We start from the raw sequence: 22,049 nt of genomic DNA, 5'->3' as shown, positions 1-22,049 counted from the left end.
ATACGCGGGGTGGGCTTGCTCGCGGCGTTCACTGCGACGTGCGGTGCGGCCGTGTCACCAGCCTTCGCTGACGGCATGGCGCCCGGGACCGGCGACAAGCCCACCGTTGTCCTCGTGCACGGCGCGTTCGCCGACGCGTCCGCCTGGAGCGGGGTGGTCGAGCGGCTGCGCGCCGCCGGGCATCCGGTCATGGCTCCGGCCAACCCACTCAGGGGACTGCAGTACGACGGTGCCTACATCGCGAGCGTGCTGCGCAGCATCAAGGGCCCGATCGTCCTCGTCGGTCACTCCTACGGCGGTTCGGTCATCAACGAGGCGGCCCTCGGCAGCGCCAACGTGAAGGCGCTGGTGTTCGCTGCCGGTTTCCTCCCCGCGAAGGGTGAGAGCGCGGGCGAACTCGCCGCCAAGTACCCCGGCAGCACCTTGGGGCAGACCCTGAGGAAGGTGCCCTTCCCGCTCCCCGGCGGCGGCACCGGAACGGACCTGTACATCAAGCAGGACCTGTTCCACAAACAGTTCGCTGCCGACGTCCCGTCGTCGAGGGCCACCGTCATGGCCGCCACCCAGCGTCCGGTGGCCGACACGGCCCTCACGGACAAAGCAAGCGGAGAGGCCTGGAAGACCATCCCGTCGTTCGACCTGATCGCGAGCGACGACAAGAACATTCCGGCCGCAGCGCAGCGCTGGATGGCCAAGAGGGCCAACGCCGTCTCCGTCGAGGTGCCGTCCTCGCACGCCGCACCTGTCTCGCACCCCGAAGAACTCACCCGTCTCATCGAGCGAGCCACAGGCGTCGCCTCGTCGTCCTCGCCGAGCCTCGCAGCCACCGGTCGCGAGCACACCTGGATGCTGGTCGGCCTGGCCGCGGGCACGACAGCACTGGGGGCCGGTCTCGTCATGGCGATGCGTCGACGCAGGAACGCCGCTGCATCGCGTCTGTCGGAGGGACTGTAAAGCGCTCAGCGCAACCGAGGGCTCTCCGGGACAGCCCGCTGGTCACCTTCTGCATGCTAAGTGTTTTCCTGTCCCGGCCATCGCGATCGAACCCGCCGGTCGCCAGGCACAGGGGGGGCGTCACGCGCCGGCCGACGGCGCGGTCATTCCTCGACGTCGATCACGATCTTTCCTTCAGCGGTGCCGCTCTCCACGGCGGCGTGGGCGTCGGCCACGGTGGCCATGGTGAAGTGCCGCGGGTCGAGCCGGGGCACGAGGGCTCCGGTGTCGGCGAGGGCGGCTGCCTCCCGCATGATCTGTCCGTGGTGTTCGCGTCCGCGGCCGGTGAGCATGGGCAGCAGGGTGAAGATTCCGGAGTAGGTGGCCCCCCGGAAGGACAGGGGGGCGAGACTGTGGCTTCCCCAGCCCAAAGCGCTCACGACATGGCCGGTATAGGTGCGGACCGCACTGAAGGACGCGTCGAGTACGGCACCGCCAAGGGTGTCGAAGACGATGTCGAAACCTTCTCCGCCGGTGTGCCGGGCGACGTACTCCTCCACGGTCGTGGTGGTGTAGTCGATCGGAACCGCCCCCAACTGCTCGACCGATTCCGTCTTCGCGGGCGATACGGTGCTGAAGACCTGGGCGCCCCGGGCGCGGGCGATCTGGATCGCCACGTGGCCGATGCCGCCGGCTCCGCCGTGGACAAGGACCTTCTGACCCGGGCCGACCTGAGCCCGGTCGACCAGGCCCTCCCAGGCGGTGATGAAGACCAGGGGCAGCGCTGCGGCCTGCCGCATGCTGAGCGAGGCGGGCTTTCGGGCCAACAGGCGGGCGTCGACAGCCGCGTACTCGGCCAGCGAACCCTGCAGATCGCCTACGCCCCCGGTCAGGCCGTAGACCTCGTCCCCGGCGGCGAAGCCGGTGACGTCGTCACCGGCCTGCTCGACTACGCCGGCCAGGTCCAGCCCGAGCACTGCGGGCAGTTCACTCCGGGCGTGAGCGGCCTTCCCGTCCCGGATCTTCAGGTCCAGCGGGTTGACTCCGCTGGCCTTGACCTTGACCAGAACCTGGCCCGGGCCGGCGACGGGCTTATCGGTCTCCTTCAGCACCAGCGGGGTGTCGAACTCTTCCAGAATCAGTGCACGCACGGTGCCCTCCTTGTCTTGCGGACGGCCGGGACCGCCTGTCCGTCCGTTCCGCTCCCCCGGTACCGGAGGCGGTTCCGCTGCCGGTCAGACGAGGAGTGCAGCAATCACGGGTACGGCGCCCGCGTCGATCCCACCACTGCATCGTGTGCACGCAGGACAGGGTGCTGCCACCGCGCCGCAGGTCATGCCCCACCCAAGGTGCCCGGTTCCGGTCTCCGTTGCCGTCCGGTCATGGCCACAGGACGGGAATTCGTCCGAATCCGCTACTCGTAGCCGCCAAGCGGTGGTGCGGGGCGGTTGTCGCGGGGCGGGTCACTCCAGGGCCCTCAGCGCGGCCTCGGCAACCGCCATCAGTGACTTCCGGTCGGGCTCGATGGCACCCATGACCCGCAGGCCGTGCATCGTCACGACGAGATACCGGGCCAGGTCCCGGGCGTCGTGCGTGTCGGCCAGCTGCCCATCCGCCTGAGCCTCCGCGATGACCTGGGAAAGTGCGCCCTCCAACGAGGCTGTCGTCGACCGCACATGGGCGGCTACCTCCCGGTCGCGGGCGACCCGCTCCACGGCGGCACCGACGATCAGGCAGGCTTTTCGGCCGCCGTCACCGACGATCTCGTCCACCGTGGCGACCAGGACCTCACGCAGCAGCTCACGGGCCGGCGCACCCCCACGGAGCAGCTCGATCATGGGTAGTGCGTACCGCTCCCGGTAGCGGTCCATGGCCGCCAAGTACAGGCCCTCCTTGCTGCCGAAAGCGGCATACAACGAGCCGCGGCCCACGCCGGTGGCGTCGACCAGGTCCTGCACCGACGTGCCCTCGTAGCCCTTGCGGCGGAAGGCGTTCATCGCCGCCTCCACAGCCCTTTCGGTGTCGAACTCCCTCACGCGTGCCATGACCGCATCGTATCAGGAATGAGAGATAAAAAATTCCCGTTCCCAGAAGGGTCCATTGGTCAAAGATTTTTTGACTCTTCGTTCCACATAAGGTCTACTGGTGGACGTCACCTGATCGCGACCGGCAGCACGTCGCTCCCGTAATGAGCGCCTGATCGTTCGTACGAAGCCCAGGACTCAATGACCCTTCGTCCGCGTACTGGCGCGGCGCCGAAAGGACACACAGCATGGACAAGCAGGAATCCCGCATGCCCTTCGCGTGGCGTTCACGTGTGGCCGGCGCAGCCGCGGTGGCCGCGCTGCTGGCCGGTGGGGGCGCGGGCGCGGCAGCCTGGGCCTCCCAGCCCGCGTCACCGGAGCACCACCCGGCGCAGTCCACCGCCGTGCCCGACGCGGCCGTGGTGCAGCGGCTGGCCGACATCGAGGACATCCGTCAGGTGAAGGCGCGTTACTTCCGCTACCTCGACAGCAAGCAGTGGTCCAAGCTGGCTGCCCTCTTCACCGCCCACCCCACCATCGACGTAGGCGCGAAGTACGACAGCGGCAAGGAGCTCGCCGAGAAGACGGCAGCGCTGCTGGGTGAGGCCCCCACCGCCCACCAGGGATTCCTGCCGGAGATTCAGGTGCACGGAAACCGCGCCACGGCGGTCTGGGCGATGGAGGACTACGTGAGTTTCCCGCCCGGCTCCAGTTACAGGAACGGCTTCCACGGTTACGGCGAGTACCACGACACATACAAGCGGATCAACGGCCACTGGTACATCGACAGCACTGTCCTGTCCCGGTTCCGGGTGGACACCGTTCCCAACTGGACGCCGTCCACCGCGCCGAAGAAGTAACAACAAACCCCATCCCCATGAGCCCGTCAGGGCCCATTCGCAGGAGTGACAACATGAGCACCATCGGTGTCGGCATCATCGGCGGCAGCCCGGGCGGCTGGGCCTCCATCAGCCACATCCCCGCCCTGAAGGCAGTGCCGGACTTCGAACTGCGCGCCGTCAGCACCTCGCGCCAGGAATCCGCGAACGCCGCCGGGAAGGAGTTCGGGGTCGAGGCCGCCTTCGACAACCACGCGGACCTCCTCGCCCATCCCGGGGTCGACGTGGTCGTGGTCGCGGTCAAGGTTCCCCACCACCGGGAGCTGATCTCGGCGGCGATCGACGCCGGCAAGACCGTCTACGCCGAATGGCCGCTCGCCCTGAACCTGGCCGAGGCCACCGAGCTGACCCGGCGCGCCGAGGCCGCCGGAGTGCGCACCGCCATCGGCCTGCAGGGCCGCTACCACCCCGAACTCCGCTACGCGCGCCGCCTGATCGAGGACGGCCGGATCGGCCGGGTCATCGGCACCACCATGGTCGGCTCCGGCATGGTCTGGGGCCCGGAGACCACCCGGGCACACGCGTACTGGTACGACCGAACCCAGGGCGCCACTCCGCTGACCGGCGCCGCCCTCCACGCCATCGACGCGCTCAACGTCACTCTCGGGGAGTTCGGCCACCTGTCGGCCAACCTCGTCCTGGGCCGCACGCAGGTCACCGTGACCGACGACGGCAACACCGTCGTCCCGGTGACCGCCCCGGACCAGATCTCCCTCATCGGCACCCTGGACAACGGCGCCGCGGCCTCGGTCTTCTACCGCGGCGGCACCTCGCGCGGCGACAACTTCCGCTGGGAGATCAACGGCACCGACGGGGACCTGGTGCTGACCGCCCCGTGGGGCAACCTCCAGGTCACCGACCTCACGCTCCAGGCCGGCTTCGGCAAGGACACGAGCGTCTCCGACGTCGAGGTCCCCGCCGCGTACTCCGCCGACATCCCCGCAGGCCTCACCGGCCCGGCCAGGAACGTCGCCGCGCTCTACACGCACCTGGGACGGGACTTGCGCGAAGGGACCCGCACGGTCCCCGACTTCGCCTACGCCCACACGCGCCACCAGCTGCTGGACGCCGTCGACCGCTCCTCCGCCGAAGGCGCCGCACAGACCCTGGCCTGACCGGCCTGACCCCGGCGGGAACGCCGTGTGCACCTGGACAGCCCCATGCTCCGAATACGTAACGAACGGTCAAGATCGCGAGGGATCATGAAGACAGTAGGCGTAGCCCGATTCGGGGGGCCGGAAGCCCTGCGGGTCTTCGAGGTACCCGAGCCCCACGCCGGTCCCGGCCAGGTGCGCGTCCGAGTGCACGCCGCATCGGTGAACCCCGGCGACCGATACCTGCGCAACGGCTCACTCGGCCGCAACAGTGCCACGCCCCCCTACGTCCCGGGTATGGAAGCGGCAGGGGTGCTCGACGAGATCGGGGCGGGCACAGTCACCGATCTGCGCATCGGGGACCGAGTGATGGCGATGACCGTGCCGACCGAGCCCGGCGGCGGCGCCTACGCCCAGTACCTCACTCTGCCCGCGCAACGGGTGACCCGCGCACCCGAGGGAACCAGCCATGCCGAGGCGGCGACGCTGCCCATGAACGGCCTGACCGCCCGGCGGGCACTTGACCTGCTCGGCCTGTCCCCTGGGCAGACCGTCGCGGTCACCGGCGGTGCAGGCGTGGTCGGCGGATTCGTGATCCAGATGGCCAGGGCCGAGGGGATCACGGTGGTGGCGGACGCGTCGCCGACGGACGAGGAGCTCGTGCGTTCGCTGGGGGCCGACCGCGTAATACGCCGTGGACCCGGCGTCGCCCGGCGCGTTCTCGACGCCATGCCGGAAGGCGTGGACGGACTGGTGGACGCGGCCGTCATCGGCTCCGCGGCGGTGGCCGGGGCCGTCCGCGACGGCGGCGTCATCGTCACGCTCCTCGGCGAGGGGCCGCACGCCATCAGCCCGGCGGAGCTGCGACGCCGGTCCCTGCGTACCTCCATGGTGTTCGTTCCGGACTACCTCGACGACCGCGCTCGGCTGGACCGCCTGCGCTCTCAGGTCGAAGCAGGGGAACTCACCTTGCGCATCGCCCGCGTCCTGCCTGCGGAACAGGCCGCCGAGGCCCACCAGCTTCTTGAGGCCGGCGGCGTCCGCGGCCGGCTCGTGCTGGCGTTCTGACCCTTCTCCGCACCAGCACCACATCAACCAACTGCTGAGGCCCTCTTCCTTCATGTCTGCGACATCCGCGCATCCGCATCCGCGCCGCTGGACCGGCTGGTCAACGTCCCGATCACGGCCATCGGCATCATCGGCGCGGTCACCGTGGTGCAGGACGTTTCCACAGAAGGCAAGCGCACCCGCCTCGACGTATCCGGCGCGATCCTCGCGACGTGGGGCCTGTCGCCCTGGTCTTCGGCTTCGCCGAGGCCGAGAGCCGCGGCGGGGAGGCCGACCTGACCATCACGATGCTCATCAGGAGTGTGATCTTGCTGCTGGTCAAGGGCTACTGCCCGGACTCAACCGGTGTGGCGTTCCTGCCGCTCGCTGCCGCCCAGGCCTTCGGCTCCATGCTCATCGGCACGCGACTTTCCGGCAGGACGCGCCCCGGCTTGCTGATGAGCGGCGGCTACCTGGTCACCCACCGAATCCTCCAAGGTCCCCGAGATGGCGATCTGACACTGAACCCCCCTGCAAGCCACCCAGCCCAACGCCGGAACAAGGGCTGCCCCACTCGTGATCGGCGGGCGGCGATCACGTTGTCCGGCCGACGTCAGGAGCTGGTGAGGACAACGAGTTGCTGGGTCGCTCGGGTCATCGCGACATAGTGGTCGACCGCTCCTTCGATGCCCTCGCCGAACGCCTCCGGGTCGATGAGGACGACCAGGTCGAACTCGAGCCCCTTCGACAGTTCCGGGGTCAGCGACCGGACGCGGGATGTCGCCCGGAACGCGGGGTCGCCGATGACGCAGGCGATCCCGTCGGCGTGTGCGGCGAGCCAGGTGTCGAGGATCGAGTCCAGATCCGACACGGATCCGTGGACGACGGGGACGCCGCTGCGGCGGATGGAGGCCGGCACGTTGGCGTCCGGGAGCACGGCCCGGATGACCGGCTCGGCCTCCGCCATGACTTCTTCCGGCGTCCGGTAGTTGATGCTCAGGGAGGCCAGGCTGATCCGGTCGAGCCCGATCCGCTCGAGCCGTTCCTGCCACGACTCCGTGAACCCGTGCCTGGCCTGGGCACGGTCCCCGACGACGGTGAAGCTCCGGGACGGGCACCGGAGCAGCAGCATCTGCCACTCCGCGTCGGTCAGTTCCTGAGCCTCGTCCACGACGATGTGCGCGAACGGGCCCGCGAGCAGGTCCGGTTCGGCGCTGGGCAGTGCGCTCTCGTCGACCAGACTGTCCTGCAGGTCCTGTCCGCGCAGCATCGTCACCGCACCCTCACCGTCGGCATCGGCCGCGATGATGTTGTCGATGACGCCGGCCATGCGTTCTCGTTCGGCGGCGACGGAGGCCTTGTGCCGGCGCTTGCGCCGCGCCGCCGCCGGGTCGCCGAGCCGCTGCCGTGCCGCGTCCAGGAGCGGCAGGTCGGACACCGTCCAGGTCTGGGGGTCCTCGCGCTGCAGCTTCGATACGTCGTCGGGGCTGAGCCAGGGAGCGCACATCCGTAGGTAGGCGGGCACCGACCACAGGTCTCCCACGACGTCGGCCGCTTCGAGCAACGGCCATGCGCGGTTGAAGGCCGTGAGCAGCTCCCTGTTCTGCCGCAGCGACTTGCGGAGCAGGTCGGGTGAGACGTCGCCGTCGTGCTTGTCCACCAGGATCGTGAGCAGTTCCTCCCAGACCTGGTCGCGCGCCTCGTTGTGCGGAGTACCGGGTTCTGCCGCTTCGAACGCCATGGCCCAGTCGTCGGCGCTCAGCCAGATGTCGGACCAGTGGGTCGTGACCGTCATCCCCTTGGCGGGTGGCTCCTCGTAGAACCTGACGGCCGTTTCGATCGCCTTCACCAGGTCCGCGGACGACTTCAGGAGGGCCACGTCCGGGTCGGCCTCGATCGTTGCTGCGGCTCCCTCGACGACGAGGTCCCGCAGGGTGCAGGTCTGCACGCCCTCCTCTCCGAGGCTGGGGAGGACGTCGGAGACGTAGTCCAGGTAGGGCCGGTGCGGGCCGACGAACAGCACGCCGCCCCGGCGGTGACCGAGGCGAGGGTCGGAGTACAGGAGGTAGGCGGAGCGGTGCAGAGCGACGACGGTCTTCCCCGTACCCGGTCCGCCGTCGACGACGAGAGCGCCGCGGGATCCCGCGCGGATGATGGCGTCCTGGTCGGCCTGGATGGTGCCGAGCACGTCTCGCATCTTTGCCGACCTGTTGCTGCCCAGGCTGGCGATGAAGGCGGACTGGTCGTCGAGCGCGGCGTGCCGTTCAAGCCCGTCGGCGGTGAACACTTCGTCCCAGTAGTCGCTGATCCGGCCGCGGCTCCAGCGGTACCTGCGGCGGCTTGCCAGCCCCATCGGGTTGGCGTGGGTGGCTCCGAAGAACGGCTCGGCGGCGGGGGAGCGCCAGTCGAGCAGGAGCCGACGGCCCGCGCTGTCCGTCAGGCCGAGTCGTCCGACGTACACAGGGTCGGGGTTGTCCGCGCTCACCATGTGTCCGAGGCACAGGTCCAGACCGAAGCGACGCAGTGTGCGCAGGCGAGCGGTCAGCCGGTGGATCTCCACGTCCCGGTCCATCGCCTGCCGGCCCGCGCCGCCGGGCGCCCTGCGCTCGGCATCGAGGCGGTCGGACAGCTCGGCGATCGTCTGCTCGAGGCTCTCCGCGATGGCCGCGAAGTGCTGCTCGTCGCCGGCGATCAGCGTCGGGTCGGCCTTCGGCGAGAGCCGGTCGGGAAGGTCGAACGCGCTGGTGGTCAGGGGGGTCACGTCATCAGCTCCGATCCGAGGCCGCGCCCGCGAAGTCCGGCGGCGTCTGGCCTCGGCCAGCGATTCTCCGGCACGACAGGGGCCTTGCCGCAAGCCCCCCTGTGCGCTATAAGTTGAGACTGGCAAGGAGTGGATGACTCCTTGCCTTCGCTTTTGTCGCCCGGCGACGCGCCACGTCTGTGAAGGCCAGGACCGCCCTGCGTGCAGCAAGACGTCCCAGACCGCACGCTGGTGACATGGCCGTCGTACAGCCCATCGTCATCTACCCGCCCGCCGGGGACGGCGGGCGGCGGGTCCGTGTGAACGATCGGTTCCTCGGGATGGCGTACGGGCTGCTGGACATCGTCGAGTTCCTGCGCCTTGCGGGCCTGGAGGATGTCGACGAGGGATGGTTGCGACAGTCCGGGCTGATCGAATGGCGCGGCGGTGGGCCCGACGAGTGGAGCACTGGTCGGCATGCCGACGGTCTGTGAAGGGAACTTCGCGGGCCACCGGATGTCGCCCGCGTTGGCGCTCCTCTGGATGAGTCCTATGGTGAGAGGGGGTGCGCAGGCTTTTCCCGCGAGGTGTTCACGAGCGGAAGGGACATGATCATGTCCGAGGCCACCCGTCACCGTCCGCATCGGCGCAGGCACGACGGTGCCGCAGGCGTCACGGCCACCATCAACCGGGCAGCGAGCGCCGCGGGTGCGGCGGGTCGGGCCGCGGCGGATGCCGTACGGCACCCCCAGGCCGTGGTGGAGAGGTTCCGGCAGCTGCCTCAGGCGCTGCCGCTGGTCCAGCAGGCGGTGGCACCCATCCTGACCGGACGGGTGCGCGACTGGCGTGGGGAGTACGCCTACACGCTGGGTGAGCAGGCATTCGTCTACGGTTTTCCGTACATCTACAACGCCCGGCTGCGTCACCAGTGGGTGACACAGCCGCGAGACCCGGCGACGGTGCCGTACGCCCCGGTCAACCATTTCTGGCACGCCCAGCGGCTGCTGGACGCCTCGTACCGGGACGGCGGATGTCCGAACAACGACACCCTGTACTCGACCGCATGGGTGGACCTGCGCAGCGAGCCCGTTGTCCTCTCGCACCCGGACATGGGTGATCGCTATTTCGCCTTCGAGCTGATGGGCATCACCTCCGACAACTTCGACTACGTAGGCCAGCGCTCCACGGGATCGGAGGCCGGCCATTTCGCGATCGTCGGTCCGGACTGGAGCGGAGAGCTTCCCGAGGGTGTGCGGCGTGTGGCGACCGCGCCGAGCCCGTGGATCCTGATCCTCGGCAGGACGCTGGTCGACGGCGAGGGCGACGTGCCGAACGTACAGGCGCTCCAAGCCCAGTACCGGATCACTCCGCTCAGCTTCTTCCGCAACGGCGGCGGACCCGTCGACCAGGCACAGCTCCCGGCGAGCCGCGAGGTGCTGGCGCCGGTGGACCCCGCGCAGGATCCGCTCGGACCCTGGAAGACGCTCAACGCCATGCTGGCCGAGAACCCGCCACCGGCGCACCACGCGATCCTGCTCAAGCAGTTCGCCGAGGTCGGGATCGGACCCGGTCTCGATGTCGACGCCCAGCCGGAGGCGGTCAAGCAGAACCTCGTCCGGGCTGCGGCTGTCGGTCTGCCGATGCTCAAGCAGCAGATGATCAGCGGGGAGTGGGCACGTCCGGTGAACGGGTGGCGTTACCCGCCACCGCAGATGGGCCGCTTCGGCGACGACTTCCTCAAGCGCGCTGCCGACCAGTCGTTGTTGGGCATCATGGCCAACGATCCCGACGAAGCGGTCTATCTGCTCAACTACCACGACGCGGAGGGGAACATGCTGTCGTCCGGCCGGTACGAACTGCGCTTCAGCGCGGGCTCGATGCCACCCGTCGATGCCTTCTGGTCCCTGTCCGCGTACGGCGACGACATGAACCTGATCCCCAACCCGGCCGGCCGCTACTCGGTCGGGGACCGCACACCCGGGCTCGTCATGGACCCTGACGGCGGCCTGACGATCCACCTGCAGCCCGCATCACCGGGAGAGGGCCGCGAGCCCAACTGGCTGCCCACGCCCGAAAGCGGCACCTGGTTCGTGGTCCTTCGCATGTACCGGCCGCACCGCGAGGTCGTGGACGCGGCGTGGGAGTGCCCTCCGCTCACCCGCGTCGACTGACCTGTCCCAGGCGCCGGCCCCGACTCTTCTCCGACACGCCTCTCAGCCGGCTGTGTGCGGTGAGGGTGGCCCTCAACCTGCCCGGGTTGAGGGTCAGTTGGGGCAGCCGGGGAGCGGTGAGACTGTCGCGGTGCAGGTCGATGTGCCAATGGCTGAGCAGGGATGCGAGCAGCAGGACGCCTTCCACGAGCGAGAACTCGTCACCGATGCATTTGCGGGCACCACCGCCGAAGACGAAGGCGGGTAGCCGGGGTTGGCCTCCCCGGGGATCCCAGCGGTCGGGGTCGAAGCGTTGCGGGTCCGGGTAGAGGGTCGGAAGGTGGCTGATGAGGTAGGGGCTGTACGCGATGGTCGTGCCTTTGGGGAGGGCGTACGTCCCCAGGCGGGTGTCCTGCTGTGTCTGCCGGGTGAGGAACCATCCCGGCGGGTACATCCGCAAGGCCTCGGTGAACACCTGCCGGGTGTAGCGGAGTCGGGGAAGATCGTCCCAGCCCGCGGTCCGGCCGTCGAGGACCGTGCTGACCTCGGCCGTCAGACGGGCGTGGACGGCAGGGTGTGTGGCGGCCAGGTACAGGCTCCAGTTCACCGCGCCTGCCGTCGTCTCCGTCCCGGCGGAGTACATGGTCACCGCCTGGTCCACGAGTTCGTCGTCGGTCAGGGCGGGAACGTCGCTCTCCGGGGCGCGGGCGGCGATGAGCATCGACAGGAGATTCGTCTCCCCGGTGCCGCCGCTCTCCCGGTACTGGGTGGTGAGGTCCGCCATGGACTGCCGCACCCGCCGCGTGGCCCGCTCGTAGCGGACGTTGCCCGGCGTGGGCACCTTGCGCAGTGGTTTCGGCAGGAGGCTGTGCCGGGTGAAGCCCGCCAGGAGGGTGTCGAAGTCGGTGGCCAGGCGCACATGGAGGCCGTGGTCCAGGCGGGTGCCGAAGACCGCGGAGAGGACCACGTCGGCGGTGATGTTGCGTGATGCCACGGCCAGGTCGAGCGTCTGGCCGTCGCGCCAGTTGCCGATGACGGCGTCCATCCGCTCGGTCATGATGCGGGCGTAGTCGGGGAAGCGGGCCTGGTGGAAGGCCGGTTGGATGAGCCGGCGCTGTCGACGGTGCTCGGCGGCCGGGCAGGTGGCGAGGCCTTGCCCGCCTGCTTCACGCAGCCGCTCGAAGAGGGGGCCGCCCTTGTCGAAGACCCGGTCGTGCACCAGCATCGTGGAGGTCAGTTCGGGGTCACACACCACGACAACGGATTTCCTGGCGAGTCGTATCTCCACCAGCGGACCGTGCGCGGGCAGGCTGCGCAGGAACGCCAGTGGGGCGCGCAGGAATGCCGCGAGGTGGCCCACGACAGGCTTGGCGCCAGGCGCCCGAGGCACCGGGGAAACGCTCTCCATCAGTTTCCTTTCGGGGGGACCACCGGCTTCAGCCGGTGGGGAAATCGAATCCGTGAGTGCGCTGCGGAGCAGCGCAGCATCCGGACTTGGGCCTGATTCATCATCAAAAGTGGTAGCATTTTGGTTGTGGCTGGAGGAGATCGCCGGGAGTCACTGAACCTGCGTGTCCCGCCGGATTTGAAGCGGCAAGTCGAGGAATACGCCCGCGGTGCGGGTATCTCGATCAACGCTGCCGCGTGCGTCCTCCTCGCCGACGTCCTGCGCCGTGAGCGGAGGCGCCAGAGGTGATCCGCGCGTACAAGTTCCTCCTGCGCCCCACGACCCGCCAGGAGCAAGCCCTCCGCGCGATGCTCGCCGACCACTGCTCGCTGTACAACGGCGCGCTGCAGGAGCGACGGGACGCCTGGCGTCATGCCACGAAGACGGGCATCAAGTACGGCGATCAGTCCGGGCAGCTCAAGGAGATCCGGGCGTTCGACCCGGAGCGTCAAGGGCACTGGTCGTTCAGCTCGCAACAGGCCATGCTGCGCCGGTTGGACAAGCCGAGCTGCTGCCGACCACGAGCGCAGTCGTCGGCATCGACCTGGGCGTCACCCACTTTTTGACCACCTCCACCGGCGAGCACATCGCCAACCCCCGCTTCCTCCAAGAGGCGGCCGAAGAGCTCGCCGAAGCTCAGCGACACCTGGCGACGTTCCCCCAGCGCACCAAAGCACACCGCGCCGCCGCACGGAAGGTCGCCAAGATCCACGCGAGGATCCGGCGCCAGCGCCTGGACCACGCGCACAAGACCGCGCTCACCCTGGTGCGCGACCACGACACGATCGCACACGAGAAGCTGAACACCGCGGGCATGACCAAGGCGCCCGCACCCAAGGCCGACCCCGAACAGCCTGGCGCGTTCCTGCCGAACCGGCGGGCGGCGAAGGCCGGGCTGAACCGATCGGTCCTCGACGCGGGTTGGGGGGTGTTCCTCGCGATCCTCGCAGGCAAGGCTGAAAGCGCCGGTCGGAGTGTCGTCGCGGTGGACCCCCGCAACACCTCCCGCACCTGCCCGTCCTGCGGGCACGTCGCGAAGGAAAACCGCCTCACCCAAGCGAAGTTCCAGTGCACGGCGTGCGGCATGACCGCAAACGCCGACCACGTCGGTGCATTGAACATCCTCAACAGGGCCGGGCTGGCCCTCTGCGACGCTGCTTAGCCGGCGACGCAGGAAGCCCGCGCGTTCACGCGTGGGTGGAGTCACGTCACCAACTCCTTCTCGCTCTCAGCTGGAGTGCGTCCGCTCCCGGGCGAAGGGGTGAGGTAGGGGGAACAGCGGTGCGGGGAGGTCGCGCAGTGCCTCCGCCGCGGCCGTGAGGAACACACTCGTGCCCTCTGGGCGTGATCGGCGATGCCTCACTGTAGGGAGCACATGGCGGCCCGTCCACGCCGCGTTCCGGACACGCACTGTCCGCCACGCCGAGACGTGATGCACTGGATGTGACATGAGTCACATCCAGTGGCTGATCTGAGTTGCGGACCGCACAAGTGGCTGCAGCTTTCGTTCCTTATGCCGGAATTTGGCGTGCGCTCGGTGAGAGTGGATCCGGAAATTCCCCGTCCATTGCTGATTGACTGAATTTGCGCCCTGGTGTGACTTGGCCGACGCCCTAGCCTGTTGGTGACCTTCAGGGGCACGGGGGAAGGAAGCCTGAATGAAGGAAGCTTCAACTGTTGTCGGGAACCAATCTCCGCACGATGAAGCAATCACCGAAGTCCGGGAGCGACTCCAAGAAGACCTGTCCAGAGTCCGGAAATCGCTCTGCTCTCTTGTGGTTCCGCCGAACCACCGGATTCAGGGCCCCATCATGTACGCCGTGGAGAATACGGGGCGTCTCCTGCGGCCCACTCTCGTACTGCTTTCCTCGTATCTACTGGAGGACGGATGGCAGGGAGCCACGCCCCCGCATGTGATTGACGGAGCCGCTGCCGTCGAAATCCTGCATTTGGCCACCCTGTGCCATGACGATGTGATCGATGGCGCGCAGGTGCGGCGGGGGAGGCCCAGTGCGAACGCGAAATACGGTGAAGCCGTAGCGCTGCTCACCGGCGATTACCTGCTCGCGCGCTGTATGCAGACCGCCGCGTCCCTCGGCATGTCCCGGATGACGGCGATGGCGGACACGTTGATCGACGTGTGCGTGGGGCAGATGCTTGAGTCCAGCCAGCTCTACGATCCCTTTCGTACCGAAGAAGAGTACTTTGCCGCCATCTCGGGCAAGACCGCGCGCCTCCTGCGGACGGCCGCCGCGATGGGTGCCCTGCAGTCGGGAGCGAGCGAGGACGCCCAGGCGGCACTGGAGAGTTTTGGGCACAACCTCGGCATGGCGTTCCAGATCTGGGACGACATCCTCGACATCTGTAGCCGGGAAACGGGAAAGCAAGCGGCGAAAGACATTCTCAACGGCGTGTACACACTTCCGGTGATCTACGCCGTCAAGGATTTCCGGGATCGTCTGCAATCCCTGCTGCGCCTGCAGCCGCTTTCCGGCGGACAGTGTCAGGAAGTGATTTCCCTGGTGCACGAGTCCGGTGCGATCGGCAGGGCTGCGGACGTGGCCCAGCGATATGTGTCGGATGCCCTGTACGCCGTGGAGTCCCATCCGGCCACCGCGAAGCACGCCCCGGTCGTACGGCAGTGCCTGCGCGACCTCGTCGACACATTCGCGTCTCAGCATCCCGCCCTCCAGGCGCTGCGGGACACCGCACAAACGACACCTGACGGCCTGCATTCGGCGACGTGACAGAAACCGCAATACACGGCTGGTCACAAGCCGGAAAGTGAACTGGACTCGGGTGTATTCCGGAGGGTGCTCTGTGCCAGCGCTGCGAAGCGATTTCATCACCGATTACGACGTTCTCGCCGACACATGGTGGGACCCCCGTGGGCCACTCGCCCCGCTGGGCTGGATCGCGCCTGCCCGCGCCGGCTTCGTCCCCGTTGCCGAGCACGAAGGGGCGCGGCTGCTGGATGTCGCCTGCGGGGGCGGGCTGTTCGGTCCCCACCTGGCCGGCAAGGGCTATCGCGTGGTCGGCGTGGACCTGTCGGCGCTGTCGCTGAACGAAGCACGCAAGCACGGGTTCGACGAGGTCGTCCGGGCCGACATCGCCCGACTCCCGTTCGCCCAGGGGTCGTTCGACGTCGTCACGGCGGGGCAGTGCCTCGAACACGTACCGGACCCCTTCGCGGTGGTGAGGGAGGCATGCCGGGTGCTGCGCCCCGGGGGCACGCTGATCGTGGACACGATCGCCGACACCCGGCTGGCCCGGCTGGTCGCCATCACCCTTGCCGAGAACGCGCCCGTACCCGGCCGGCCACCGCGCGGCACCCATGACCACCGACTCTTCGTCAACCGGGCCCGGCTGACCCGGACCGCACGGTCGCAGGGGGTGGAGCTCAGACTGCTCGGCCTGCGTCCGCACCTTCGTGACGGGATGCGGTACCTCGCCGGGCGGCGCGAGGACGTTCGCATGATCCCCACCAGTTCCACCGGTGTTCTCTATCTCGGAGTGGGCAAGAAATGGTGACCAGTACTCAGTGGCCGGCCGGGAGCGCGGTGCGCACCTGGTTGGTCGGCGCCCGGTTGAAGACCCTGCCCGTCACCATGGCACCGATCGCGGTCGGCACGGCGATCGCCTCCTCGCTGGGCCACTTCAGCTGGTGGCGGGCCGCCCTGACCCTGTTGTTCGCGCTGGGCTTCGTCCTCGGCACGAACTTCTTCAACGACTACAGCGACGGGGTGCGGGGCGCCGACGACCACCGGGTGGGTCCGGTCCGGCTGGTCGGCTCCGGGCGGGCGTCACCCCGGCAGGTGCTGCGCTGCGGCCTGGTCCTGTACGGCGTGGCGGCCCTGGCCGGAGTGGTCATGGCGGTGACGATCTCCTGGTGGCTGCTGGCGCTCGCGGTGGTGTGTGCACTCGGGGGGTGGTTCTACACCGGCGGCTCCCGGCCGTACGGCTACCGCTCGCTGGGCGACGTCGGCATCTTCGTGTTCCACGGGGTGATCGCCGTGTGCGCCACGGCGTACATCCAGCTCGGCCGGGTACCCCTGCTGGCCCTCGCCGCGTCCGTGTCCATCGGTCTGCTCGCCTGCGCGCTGCTGACGACGAACAACCTGCGCGACATACCGACCGACACGGCCGCCGGCAAGATCACCATCGCTGTGCGCCTCGGCGACCGGCGCACCCGCGTGTACTACGTGCTCTGCGTCGCCCTCGCCTTCGCGTCCGCACTGCTCCTGGCAGCCTCCCGCCCCTGGGCGCTGCTGGTGCTCGGCGCCGTCCCGTTCGCCGTCTTCCCGCTGCGCCGGGTGCTCGGCGGGGCGCGCGGCAGTGACCTGATACCGGCCCTCGAGCACACGTGCCTGCTGCTGTTGGCGTTCGGGACCCTCCTGGCGATCGGCCTGGCACTGTGACCGGCCGGGGAAGAAGGGGAGTGCAGGTGACACCGGAGCACGAAGTGCTGGTGATCGGCGCCGGGTTCTCCGGGATCGGCACGGCGATCGGGCTGCTGCGGGCAGGCATCGACGACTTCGTGGTGCTGGACGAGCAGGACGATGTCGGCGGCTCCTGGCACGCCAACCGGTACCCCGGCATCGCCGTGGACATCAGCGCCTTCTCCTACTCCTTCACCTTCGAACCCTTCGCGTCCTGGTCGAGGGCCTTCCCTCCCGGCGAGGAACTCAAGGCCTACGCGGACCACTGCGTCCACAAGTACGGCCTGCGGCCCCATCTCCGCCTGAACGCCCGGGTCGTACGCGCCGAGTACCACGAGGTGGAGCACGTCTGGGAGGTCTTCCTGGCGGACGGAACCTCGATGACGACGCGGTTCGTCATCTGCGCCACCGGATGGCTCACCAAGCCGAAGGCACCCGACATCGAAGGACTCGACCGGTTCGCGGGCGACGTGGTGCACACGGCTCGATGGGACCCGTCACTGGATCTCACCGGACGTCGCGTGGGCGTGATCGGCACCGGCGCATCGGCGATCCAACTGGTCCCCGAGATCGCCCCGTTGGTGCAACAGCTCCACGTCTACCAGCGGACGCCCACCTGGGTCTTCCCGAAGCCGGACGTTCCGGTGCCGAGAGCCGTCCGCAAGGTGTTCGGAGCGGCTCCGTGGACTCAGCGCACCGTCCGGCTCCTCACGGACACCGTGACGGAACTCAGTTTTGTCATCGCCATGATCCACTACCGGCGGTTCCCCTTCCTGGTGCGGGCCGGGGAAGCGGTCTCCCGGCTGTACCTGCGCAGCCAGGTCAAAGGCGACCGCGATCTGATGGACCGGCTCGCGCCCGCGTACCGACTGGGCTGCAAGCGGCCGTCCTTCGGCAAGGGCTACTGGCGCGCCTTCACCCGCGACAACGTCCAGCTCGTCACCGAACGCATCGAGCGCATCACCGAGACCGGGATCAGCATGGCGGACGGCGATGAGCAGAAGTTCGACGTCCTGATCCTCGCCACCGGGTTCCACGTCCTGGACAACCTGCCGCCCTTCCCCCTGCACGGGCTGGGCGGCCAGGAGTTGAAGGAATTTTGGAGGGCGGAACGCTTCCAGACGTACGAGGGCAGTTCGGTCAAGGGTTTCCCGAACCTCTGGTTCATCGTCGGGCCGTACTCCTTCACCGGCGGATCCTGGTTCGGCATGATCGACTATCAGGTCACCCATGCCCTGCGGGTGATCGGAGAGGCCCGGCGACGGCGCGCCACACAGGCCGTCGTCCGGCCCGAGAAGCACGACAGGTCCTTTCACCGGGTGCTGCGCCGGCAGCGGAACACGGTGTTCCTCCACGGCAGTTGCCGCGGCACGCACAGCTACTACTTCGACGAGCGCGGCGACGCACCCGCCGTCCGCCCGTCGTCGACCTACGAGGCAGCCTGGCGAGCCAGGCACTTCGACCTCGACGACTACCGCTACGACCGGGCCGATCCGGTGCCGCCAGGTGACCGGACGGAGCCCGACCACTTCGGAGGCCGATGGCATGCGACTGGGTGATGTGCGGGGAAGGGACCGGGCACTGTGCACCCTCTACGGGCTGTTCGCCGTCGGCGGCTGCCTGGTCATGGGGACGTTGGCCATCGTCTTCGTCGTGCGCAACGCCGACGCGGGACCGCTCGGTGTCATCGAGAACTTCCTGCGCGACGCGACACGGAATCTGGCATCCCAGTTCATCTACGCGGACCTGGCGTTGATCTGGGCGGCGCTCGCGGCATTCATGATCATCGAGGCGCGCCGGCTCGGCATCCGCCACGTGTGGGCGTACATCGTCGGTGCCCCGGCGCTGGCGCTCGTGGTGAGTTTCTCCGTCTTCATGTACGTCCGCCAGCTGAAGATCGCGGCCATGAACGACGCACACGCCGAGCCCACATCCACCGCCATGACCACCCATGCGATGACGAGGGGGACCCAGCGATGACGACCACCGACGCCGGCGCGTTCGTCCCGGGAGTCGAGCGCTCCCTGGCCCTGGCCGTCCATGCGCTCCGTGAGCGCCAGGACCCCACCGGATACTGGAAGGGCGATTTCGAGACCAGCCTGATCGGTGAGTCCGGTGAGGTCATCCTGCGGCATTACCTGCGCTTGCCGATGGACGAGACGGTGGCCGCCGCCGCGCGGACGATCCTCAACGAGCAGACACCCACGGGCGGCTGGGCGTCGTACCACCAGGGCCCAGACGAGCTGCTGCTCTCCGTCTTCTGCTACGTCGCCCTGCGCCTGGCCGGTCATGACCCCGACGAACCGGAGATGCGCGCGGCGGCCGCCTCGGTCCGCGGCAACGGCGGTATCGAGTCGGTCGACAACCTGATCATGCTCGCATGGCTGGCCCTGATCGGGCTGTGGCCCTGGCGCGACATCCCGCTCATCCCGCCGGAGATCGTCCTGCTGCCCACCTGGTGTCCCGGGAACATCTACCAGATCGGCGCCGCCGCCCGCGGCATCGTCGTGGCCAACAGTCTGTTCATGGCACGCCGCCCGGTCGTCCCCGCAGGATTCGGCATTCGCGAGCTGTTCGCCGAGCCCGGCGCCCGGCGGCTGCCGAGGTCCTTCGCGGTACGGTGCGCGACCACCCTCAGCCACTGGTACGCCCGCCATCCGATCGGTCCGCTGCGCCGCCGGGCGATCCGAAAGGAGTCGAGGTGGCTCATCCGCACCCAGGAGAAGGACGGCAGCTGGGGCGGAAACTGGCCGCAGACCGCCAACGTCGTCATGGGTCTGGACGCGATCGGCTTCCCCCACGACCACCCGGTCATCACGGCGGCGATGGCCGGGCTCGACCGATACGTGGTCGAGAAGGACGGGCAGCGCCGCATAGAGATGTGGACCTCCGTGGTCATGGACACCGCCCTCGCGCTGTCCGCGAACGCCATGGCCGGCGGCCCCGAGGAGAAGGCCGCGGTCGAACCGGCGGTGCGCTGGCTGCTCGCCAACCAGGTGACCGAACTGGGTGACTGGGCGGTGCTGACCAAGAACCCCGTCCCCGGCGGCTGGCCGTACGAGTTCACCAACAACGCCAACCCCGACGCCGACGACACGGCGTTCGCCGTCGCCGCACTGCGCCGCGTCCATCCGCGCGGCACCGACCCGGCCGTCGACGCCGCCTGCGAGCGGGCCCGCCGGTGGCTGCTGTCCCAGCAGGGCGAGGACGGTGGCTGGGCGGCCTTCGAACCGCTGCGCTGGCGGCTGCCGGGACGCGACAAACTGGCCGGAATCGGATTCCTGGAGGCGCCGTCGGCCGACATCACCGGGCACGTCCTGGAGGCGCTGGGCGCCGACGGTCAGGCTCACACTCCCGCGGCCCGACGCGGCATCGAATGGCTGCGCCGCACTCAGCAGTCGGACGGGTCGTGGCCCGGCTGGTGGGCCTGCTACCACCTGCACGGCACCAGCGCCGCCGTCACCGGCATGGCCGCGTGCGGGGTTCCGGGCAGCGACCCGGCGGTGACCCGGGCGTGTGACTGGATCGTCGCACACCAGCAGAGCGACGGCGGCTGGGGTGAGGACATCCGCGCGCTGCACGACCCGGCATGGATCGGGCGGGGCGACAGCACTCCCTCGCAGACGGCCTGGGCCCTGCTCGCGCTCATCGCCGGCGGCCGCGCCGACAGCGGGCCGGTGCGCGCGGGCCTGGACTTTCTGATCCGCACCCAGCAGGCCGACGGCGACTGGGCCGAGCCCTGGCACACCTGGGTGGTCCACCACGACGGCCTGTACTGGCGCGACAGCCTGCTGCGCCTGATCTATCCCGTCATGGCGATGTCGGCCTACCGGGCCGCCGTCGACGGAACGGAGCCGCGATGACCGGCGTGACCGTGGTGGGAGGCGGCCTCGCCGGAATGACGGCGGCGTGGACGATCCGCGGCCTCGGGCTCCCCGTGCGGCTGCTCGAAGCCGGGCCCGAGCTCGGCGGCATGGCCGGATCACGGGTGATCGACGGCCGGGTCGAGGACCACGGGGTGCACATCTTCCCCGCCTGGTACCGCAACACCCTGCGACTCGTGGCGGAGCTCGGCATCGCGGGCAACCTGCGTGAGACCAAGAACTTCCACCAGCTGCTGCCGGGCGAGTTCCCCGCCTTCCGTACCGCGGTCACCCCGGCCGCCGATCGGCTGCTGTTCTACTACGGCGTGATCGACCTGCTCTCCCAGGAGTACGGTGCCCGCGACGAGTCCCTCCATGACTTCCTGCGCAGCCGCCGGTATCTGACCGAAGCAGCGATCGCCGACATCGAGCACCTCTTCGTCGCCTCGAGCGCGGCGGAGAGCGATGCCGTGTCGGCGGCGGGCTTCCGCGGCAGCATCGCAGCGTTCGCCCGGCACCCCGGCCGGGTGCGGATGCCGCGAGGCGACCTCCAGCAGTGGTTCATCGGCCCCTTCCGGCAGCGGCTGGAAGCCGACGGCGTGGAGGTGCGCACCGGGAGAGAACTCATCGAGGTGTCGGTGCACGGTGACCGGCTGCAGGCCCTCACCGTACGCGACGACGACGGCACCGCCGTGACCGAAGACGTCACCGGACATGTCGTCCTCGCCGTCCCGCACGGACGCCTGTCCGCCCTGGGCGGCGACCTCACCGGAGCACTTCGACCACCGTACGGCGTCGACGAGTTGACGTCCCGTCCGCTCGGAGCACTGCACCTGTACCTGCGAAGGCGGCTGCCGGGACTGCCCGACGAGCACATCCGCCTGGTCGGATCGCCGCACGCGATCACGCTCATCGACGTGGGCCGGGCATGGGGACGACACCGCACCAGCGTGCTCAACTGCGTGGTCGGCCGTGTCGCCCGGCTCGTGGAACTGTCCGAGGCGGAGGCGGTCAAGCTTCTGGTGGACGAGCTCATGACCTTCCTTCCGGAGCTCACCTGGGACGACATCGAACACGTCTGCTACCAGCCGCACTTCACTGCACCGTTCTTCGCCCCGGGCCCCGGATCGGGTCGCTACCGGCCGCAGAGCACCACCGCACTGGCCAACCTGCACATCGCCGGCGACTTCTGCGCTGCCCCGCCGGGCGTGGCCGGTATGGAGAGCGCGGTGCGGTCGGGCCTGACGGCCGCCGAGTCGGTCCGCAGAGCACTACGGCCCGAACTGCCCCCGGTACGGATCGATCGCATCGGCGACATCAGCCCGTCGGCCGCCCGCGGCCTGCGGATGGCGCTCGCCCCCTTCGCCGCGGCCGTCCGGTCGCTGGCCGGCCGCACACGACGACGGAGGTGAC

18 protein-coding genes and 1 pseudogene are annotated in these 22,049 nt (G+C 69.1%); 15 read left to right on the top strand and 4 right to left on the bottom strand.

What is annotated here, in order from left to right; all coding sequences use genetic code 11:
• Positions 1-75 precede the first annotated feature (75 nt).
• Positions 76-954, top strand: a complete 879-nt coding sequence (locus tag ACKTSN_RS02110; RefSeq protein ID WP_409467505.1) for an alpha/beta hydrolase — start codon at positions 76-78, stop codon at positions 952-954.
• 143 nt (positions 955-1,097) lie between these two features.
• Here ACKTSN_RS02110 and ACKTSN_RS02105 read toward each other — a convergent pair whose 3' ends face one another.
• Together ACKTSN_RS02105 and ACKTSN_RS02100 are read right to left on the bottom strand one after the other, a co-directional pair.
• Positions 1,098-2,084 carry a zinc-dependent alcohol dehydrogenase family protein gene (locus ACKTSN_RS02105; RefSeq protein ID WP_409467504.1) on the bottom strand — a complete coding sequence of 329 codons (987 nt, stop codon included), beginning with the start codon at positions 2,082-2,084 and terminating at the stop codon, positions 1,098-1,100.
• Between the two features lie 312 nt (positions 2,085-2,396).
• Positions 2,397-2,978 carry a TetR/AcrR family transcriptional regulator gene (locus ACKTSN_RS02100; protein WP_385268038.1) on the bottom strand — a complete coding sequence of 194 codons (582 nt, stop codon included), beginning with the start codon at positions 2,976-2,978 and terminating at the stop codon, positions 2,397-2,399.
• A gap of 227 nt (positions 2,979-3,205) precedes the next feature.
• Here ACKTSN_RS02100 and ACKTSN_RS02095 point away from each other — a divergent pair, with 227 nt between their 5' ends.
• The 4 genes from ACKTSN_RS02095 to ACKTSN_RS02080 all read left to right on the top strand — a co-directional run bounded on the left by ACKTSN_RS02095 (position 3,206) and on the right by ACKTSN_RS02080 (position 6,665).
• Positions 3,206-3,817, top strand: a complete 612-nt coding sequence (locus tag ACKTSN_RS02095) for a nuclear transport factor 2 family protein (RefSeq protein ID WP_409467503.1) — start codon at positions 3,206-3,208, stop codon at positions 3,815-3,817.
• Positions 3,818-3,870: 53 nt separating this feature from the next.
• Positions 3,871-4,971, top strand: a complete 1,101-nt coding sequence (locus ACKTSN_RS02090; protein WP_409467502.1) for a Gfo/Idh/MocA family protein — start codon at positions 3,871-3,873, stop codon at positions 4,969-4,971.
• A gap of 87 nt (positions 4,972-5,058) precedes the next feature.
• Positions 5,059-6,018: an NADP-dependent oxidoreductase gene (locus ACKTSN_RS02085; protein WP_409467501.1), complete on the top strand. Its 960-nt coding sequence runs from the start codon at positions 5,059-5,061 to the stop codon at positions 6,016-6,018.
• 212 nt (positions 6,019-6,230) lie between these two features.
• Positions 6,231-6,665, top strand: a complete 435-nt coding sequence (locus ACKTSN_RS02080; RefSeq protein WP_409467500.1) for a hypothetical protein — start codon at positions 6,231-6,233, stop codon at positions 6,663-6,665.
• Here the strand turns inward: ACKTSN_RS02080 and helR are convergent.
• A complete protein-coding gene (gene helR / locus ACKTSN_RS02075; RefSeq protein WP_409467499.1) occupies positions 6,611-8,758 on the bottom strand; it encodes an RNA polymerase recycling motor ATPase HelR in 2,148 nt (715 codons plus the stop codon). The two genes, ACKTSN_RS02080 and helR, sit on opposite strands and share 55 nt — an antisense overlap.
• Before the next feature lie 236 nt (positions 8,759-8,994).
• Here helR and ACKTSN_RS02070 point away from each other — a divergent pair, with 236 nt between their 5' ends.
• Together ACKTSN_RS02070 and ACKTSN_RS02065 are read left to right on the top strand one after the other, a co-directional pair.
• The gene (locus ACKTSN_RS02070) at positions 8,995-9,231 is read left to right on the top strand and encodes a hypothetical protein (RefSeq protein ID WP_409467498.1); all 237 of its coding nucleotides are present in this window, start codon (positions 8,995-8,997) and stop codon (positions 9,229-9,231) included.
• 120 nt (positions 9,232-9,351) lie between these two features.
• Positions 9,352-10,908 (top strand): DUF1254 domain-containing protein, encoded by a 1,557-nt coding sequence (locus ACKTSN_RS02065; RefSeq protein WP_409467497.1) that lies wholly within the window; start codon positions 9,352-9,354, stop codon positions 10,906-10,908.
• Here the strand turns inward: ACKTSN_RS02065 and ACKTSN_RS02060 are convergent.
• Positions 10,892-12,295 (bottom strand): cytochrome P450, encoded by a 1,404-nt coding sequence (locus ACKTSN_RS02060; RefSeq protein ID WP_409467496.1) that lies wholly within the window; start codon positions 12,293-12,295, stop codon positions 10,892-10,894. The two genes, ACKTSN_RS02065 and ACKTSN_RS02060, sit on opposite strands and share 17 nt — an antisense overlap.
• A 284-nt stretch (positions 12,296-12,579) precedes the next feature.
• Between ACKTSN_RS02060 and ACKTSN_RS02055 the strand changes: the two are divergent.
• The 8 genes and pseudogenes from ACKTSN_RS02055 to ACKTSN_RS02020 all read left to right on the top strand — a co-directional run bounded on the left by ACKTSN_RS02055 (position 12,580) and on the right by ACKTSN_RS02020 (position 22,048).
• Positions 12,580-13,496: pseudogene (locus ACKTSN_RS02055) on the top strand (RNA-guided endonuclease InsQ/TnpB family protein).
• 496 nt (positions 13,497-13,992) lie between these two features.
• Entirely contained in the window at positions 13,993-15,081 is a 1,089-nt protein-coding gene (locus ACKTSN_RS02050) for a polyprenyl synthetase family protein (protein WP_409467495.1), read from the top strand.
• A gap of 73 nt (positions 15,082-15,154) precedes the next feature.
• Positions 15,155-15,865: a bifunctional 2-polyprenyl-6-hydroxyphenol methylase/3-demethylubiquinol 3-O-methyltransferase UbiG gene (gene ubiG, locus ACKTSN_RS02045; protein ID WP_409467494.1), complete on the top strand. Its 711-nt coding sequence runs from the start codon at positions 15,155-15,157 to the stop codon at positions 15,863-15,865.
• Positions 15,859-16,752 carry a 1,4-dihydroxy-2-naphthoate polyprenyltransferase gene (locus tag ACKTSN_RS02040; protein ID WP_409467493.1) on the top strand — a complete coding sequence of 298 codons (894 nt, stop codon included), beginning with the start codon at positions 15,859-15,861 and terminating at the stop codon, positions 16,750-16,752. The genes ubiG and ACKTSN_RS02040 overlap by 7 nt, the downstream gene beginning before the upstream one ends.
• Positions 16,753-16,778: 26 nt before the next feature.
• Positions 16,779-18,332, top strand: coding sequence for a flavin-containing monooxygenase (locus tag ACKTSN_RS02035; RefSeq protein WP_409467492.1), 1,554 nt, complete (start codon positions 16,779-16,781; stop codon positions 18,330-18,332).
• Positions 18,319-18,753, top strand: a complete 435-nt coding sequence (locus ACKTSN_RS02030; RefSeq protein ID WP_409467491.1) for a DUF2834 domain-containing protein — start codon at positions 18,319-18,321, stop codon at positions 18,751-18,753. Before ACKTSN_RS02035 ends, ACKTSN_RS02030 begins: the two co-directional genes overlap by 14 nt.
• On the top strand, positions 18,750-20,636 hold the full coding sequence (gene shc, locus ACKTSN_RS02025) for a squalene--hopene cyclase (protein ID WP_409467490.1): 1,887 nt from the start codon (positions 18,750-18,752) through the stop codon (positions 20,634-20,636). The genes ACKTSN_RS02030 and shc overlap by 4 nt, the downstream gene beginning before the upstream one ends.
• On the top strand, positions 20,633-22,048 hold the full coding sequence (locus ACKTSN_RS02020) for an FAD-dependent oxidoreductase (protein ID WP_409467489.1): 1,416 nt from the start codon (positions 20,633-20,635) through the stop codon (positions 22,046-22,048). The genes shc and ACKTSN_RS02020 overlap by 4 nt, the downstream gene beginning before the upstream one ends.
• Position 22,049 lies beyond the last annotated feature (1 nt).

Source organism: Streptomyces flavusporus (assembly GCF_046267975.1).
Classification (GTDB): Bacteria; Actinomycetota; Actinomycetes; order Streptomycetales; family Streptomycetaceae; genus Streptomyces; species Streptomyces flavusporus.
Note: the sequence above shows the minus strand (reverse complement) of the source record. Positions and strands in the feature narration are given on the sequence as shown.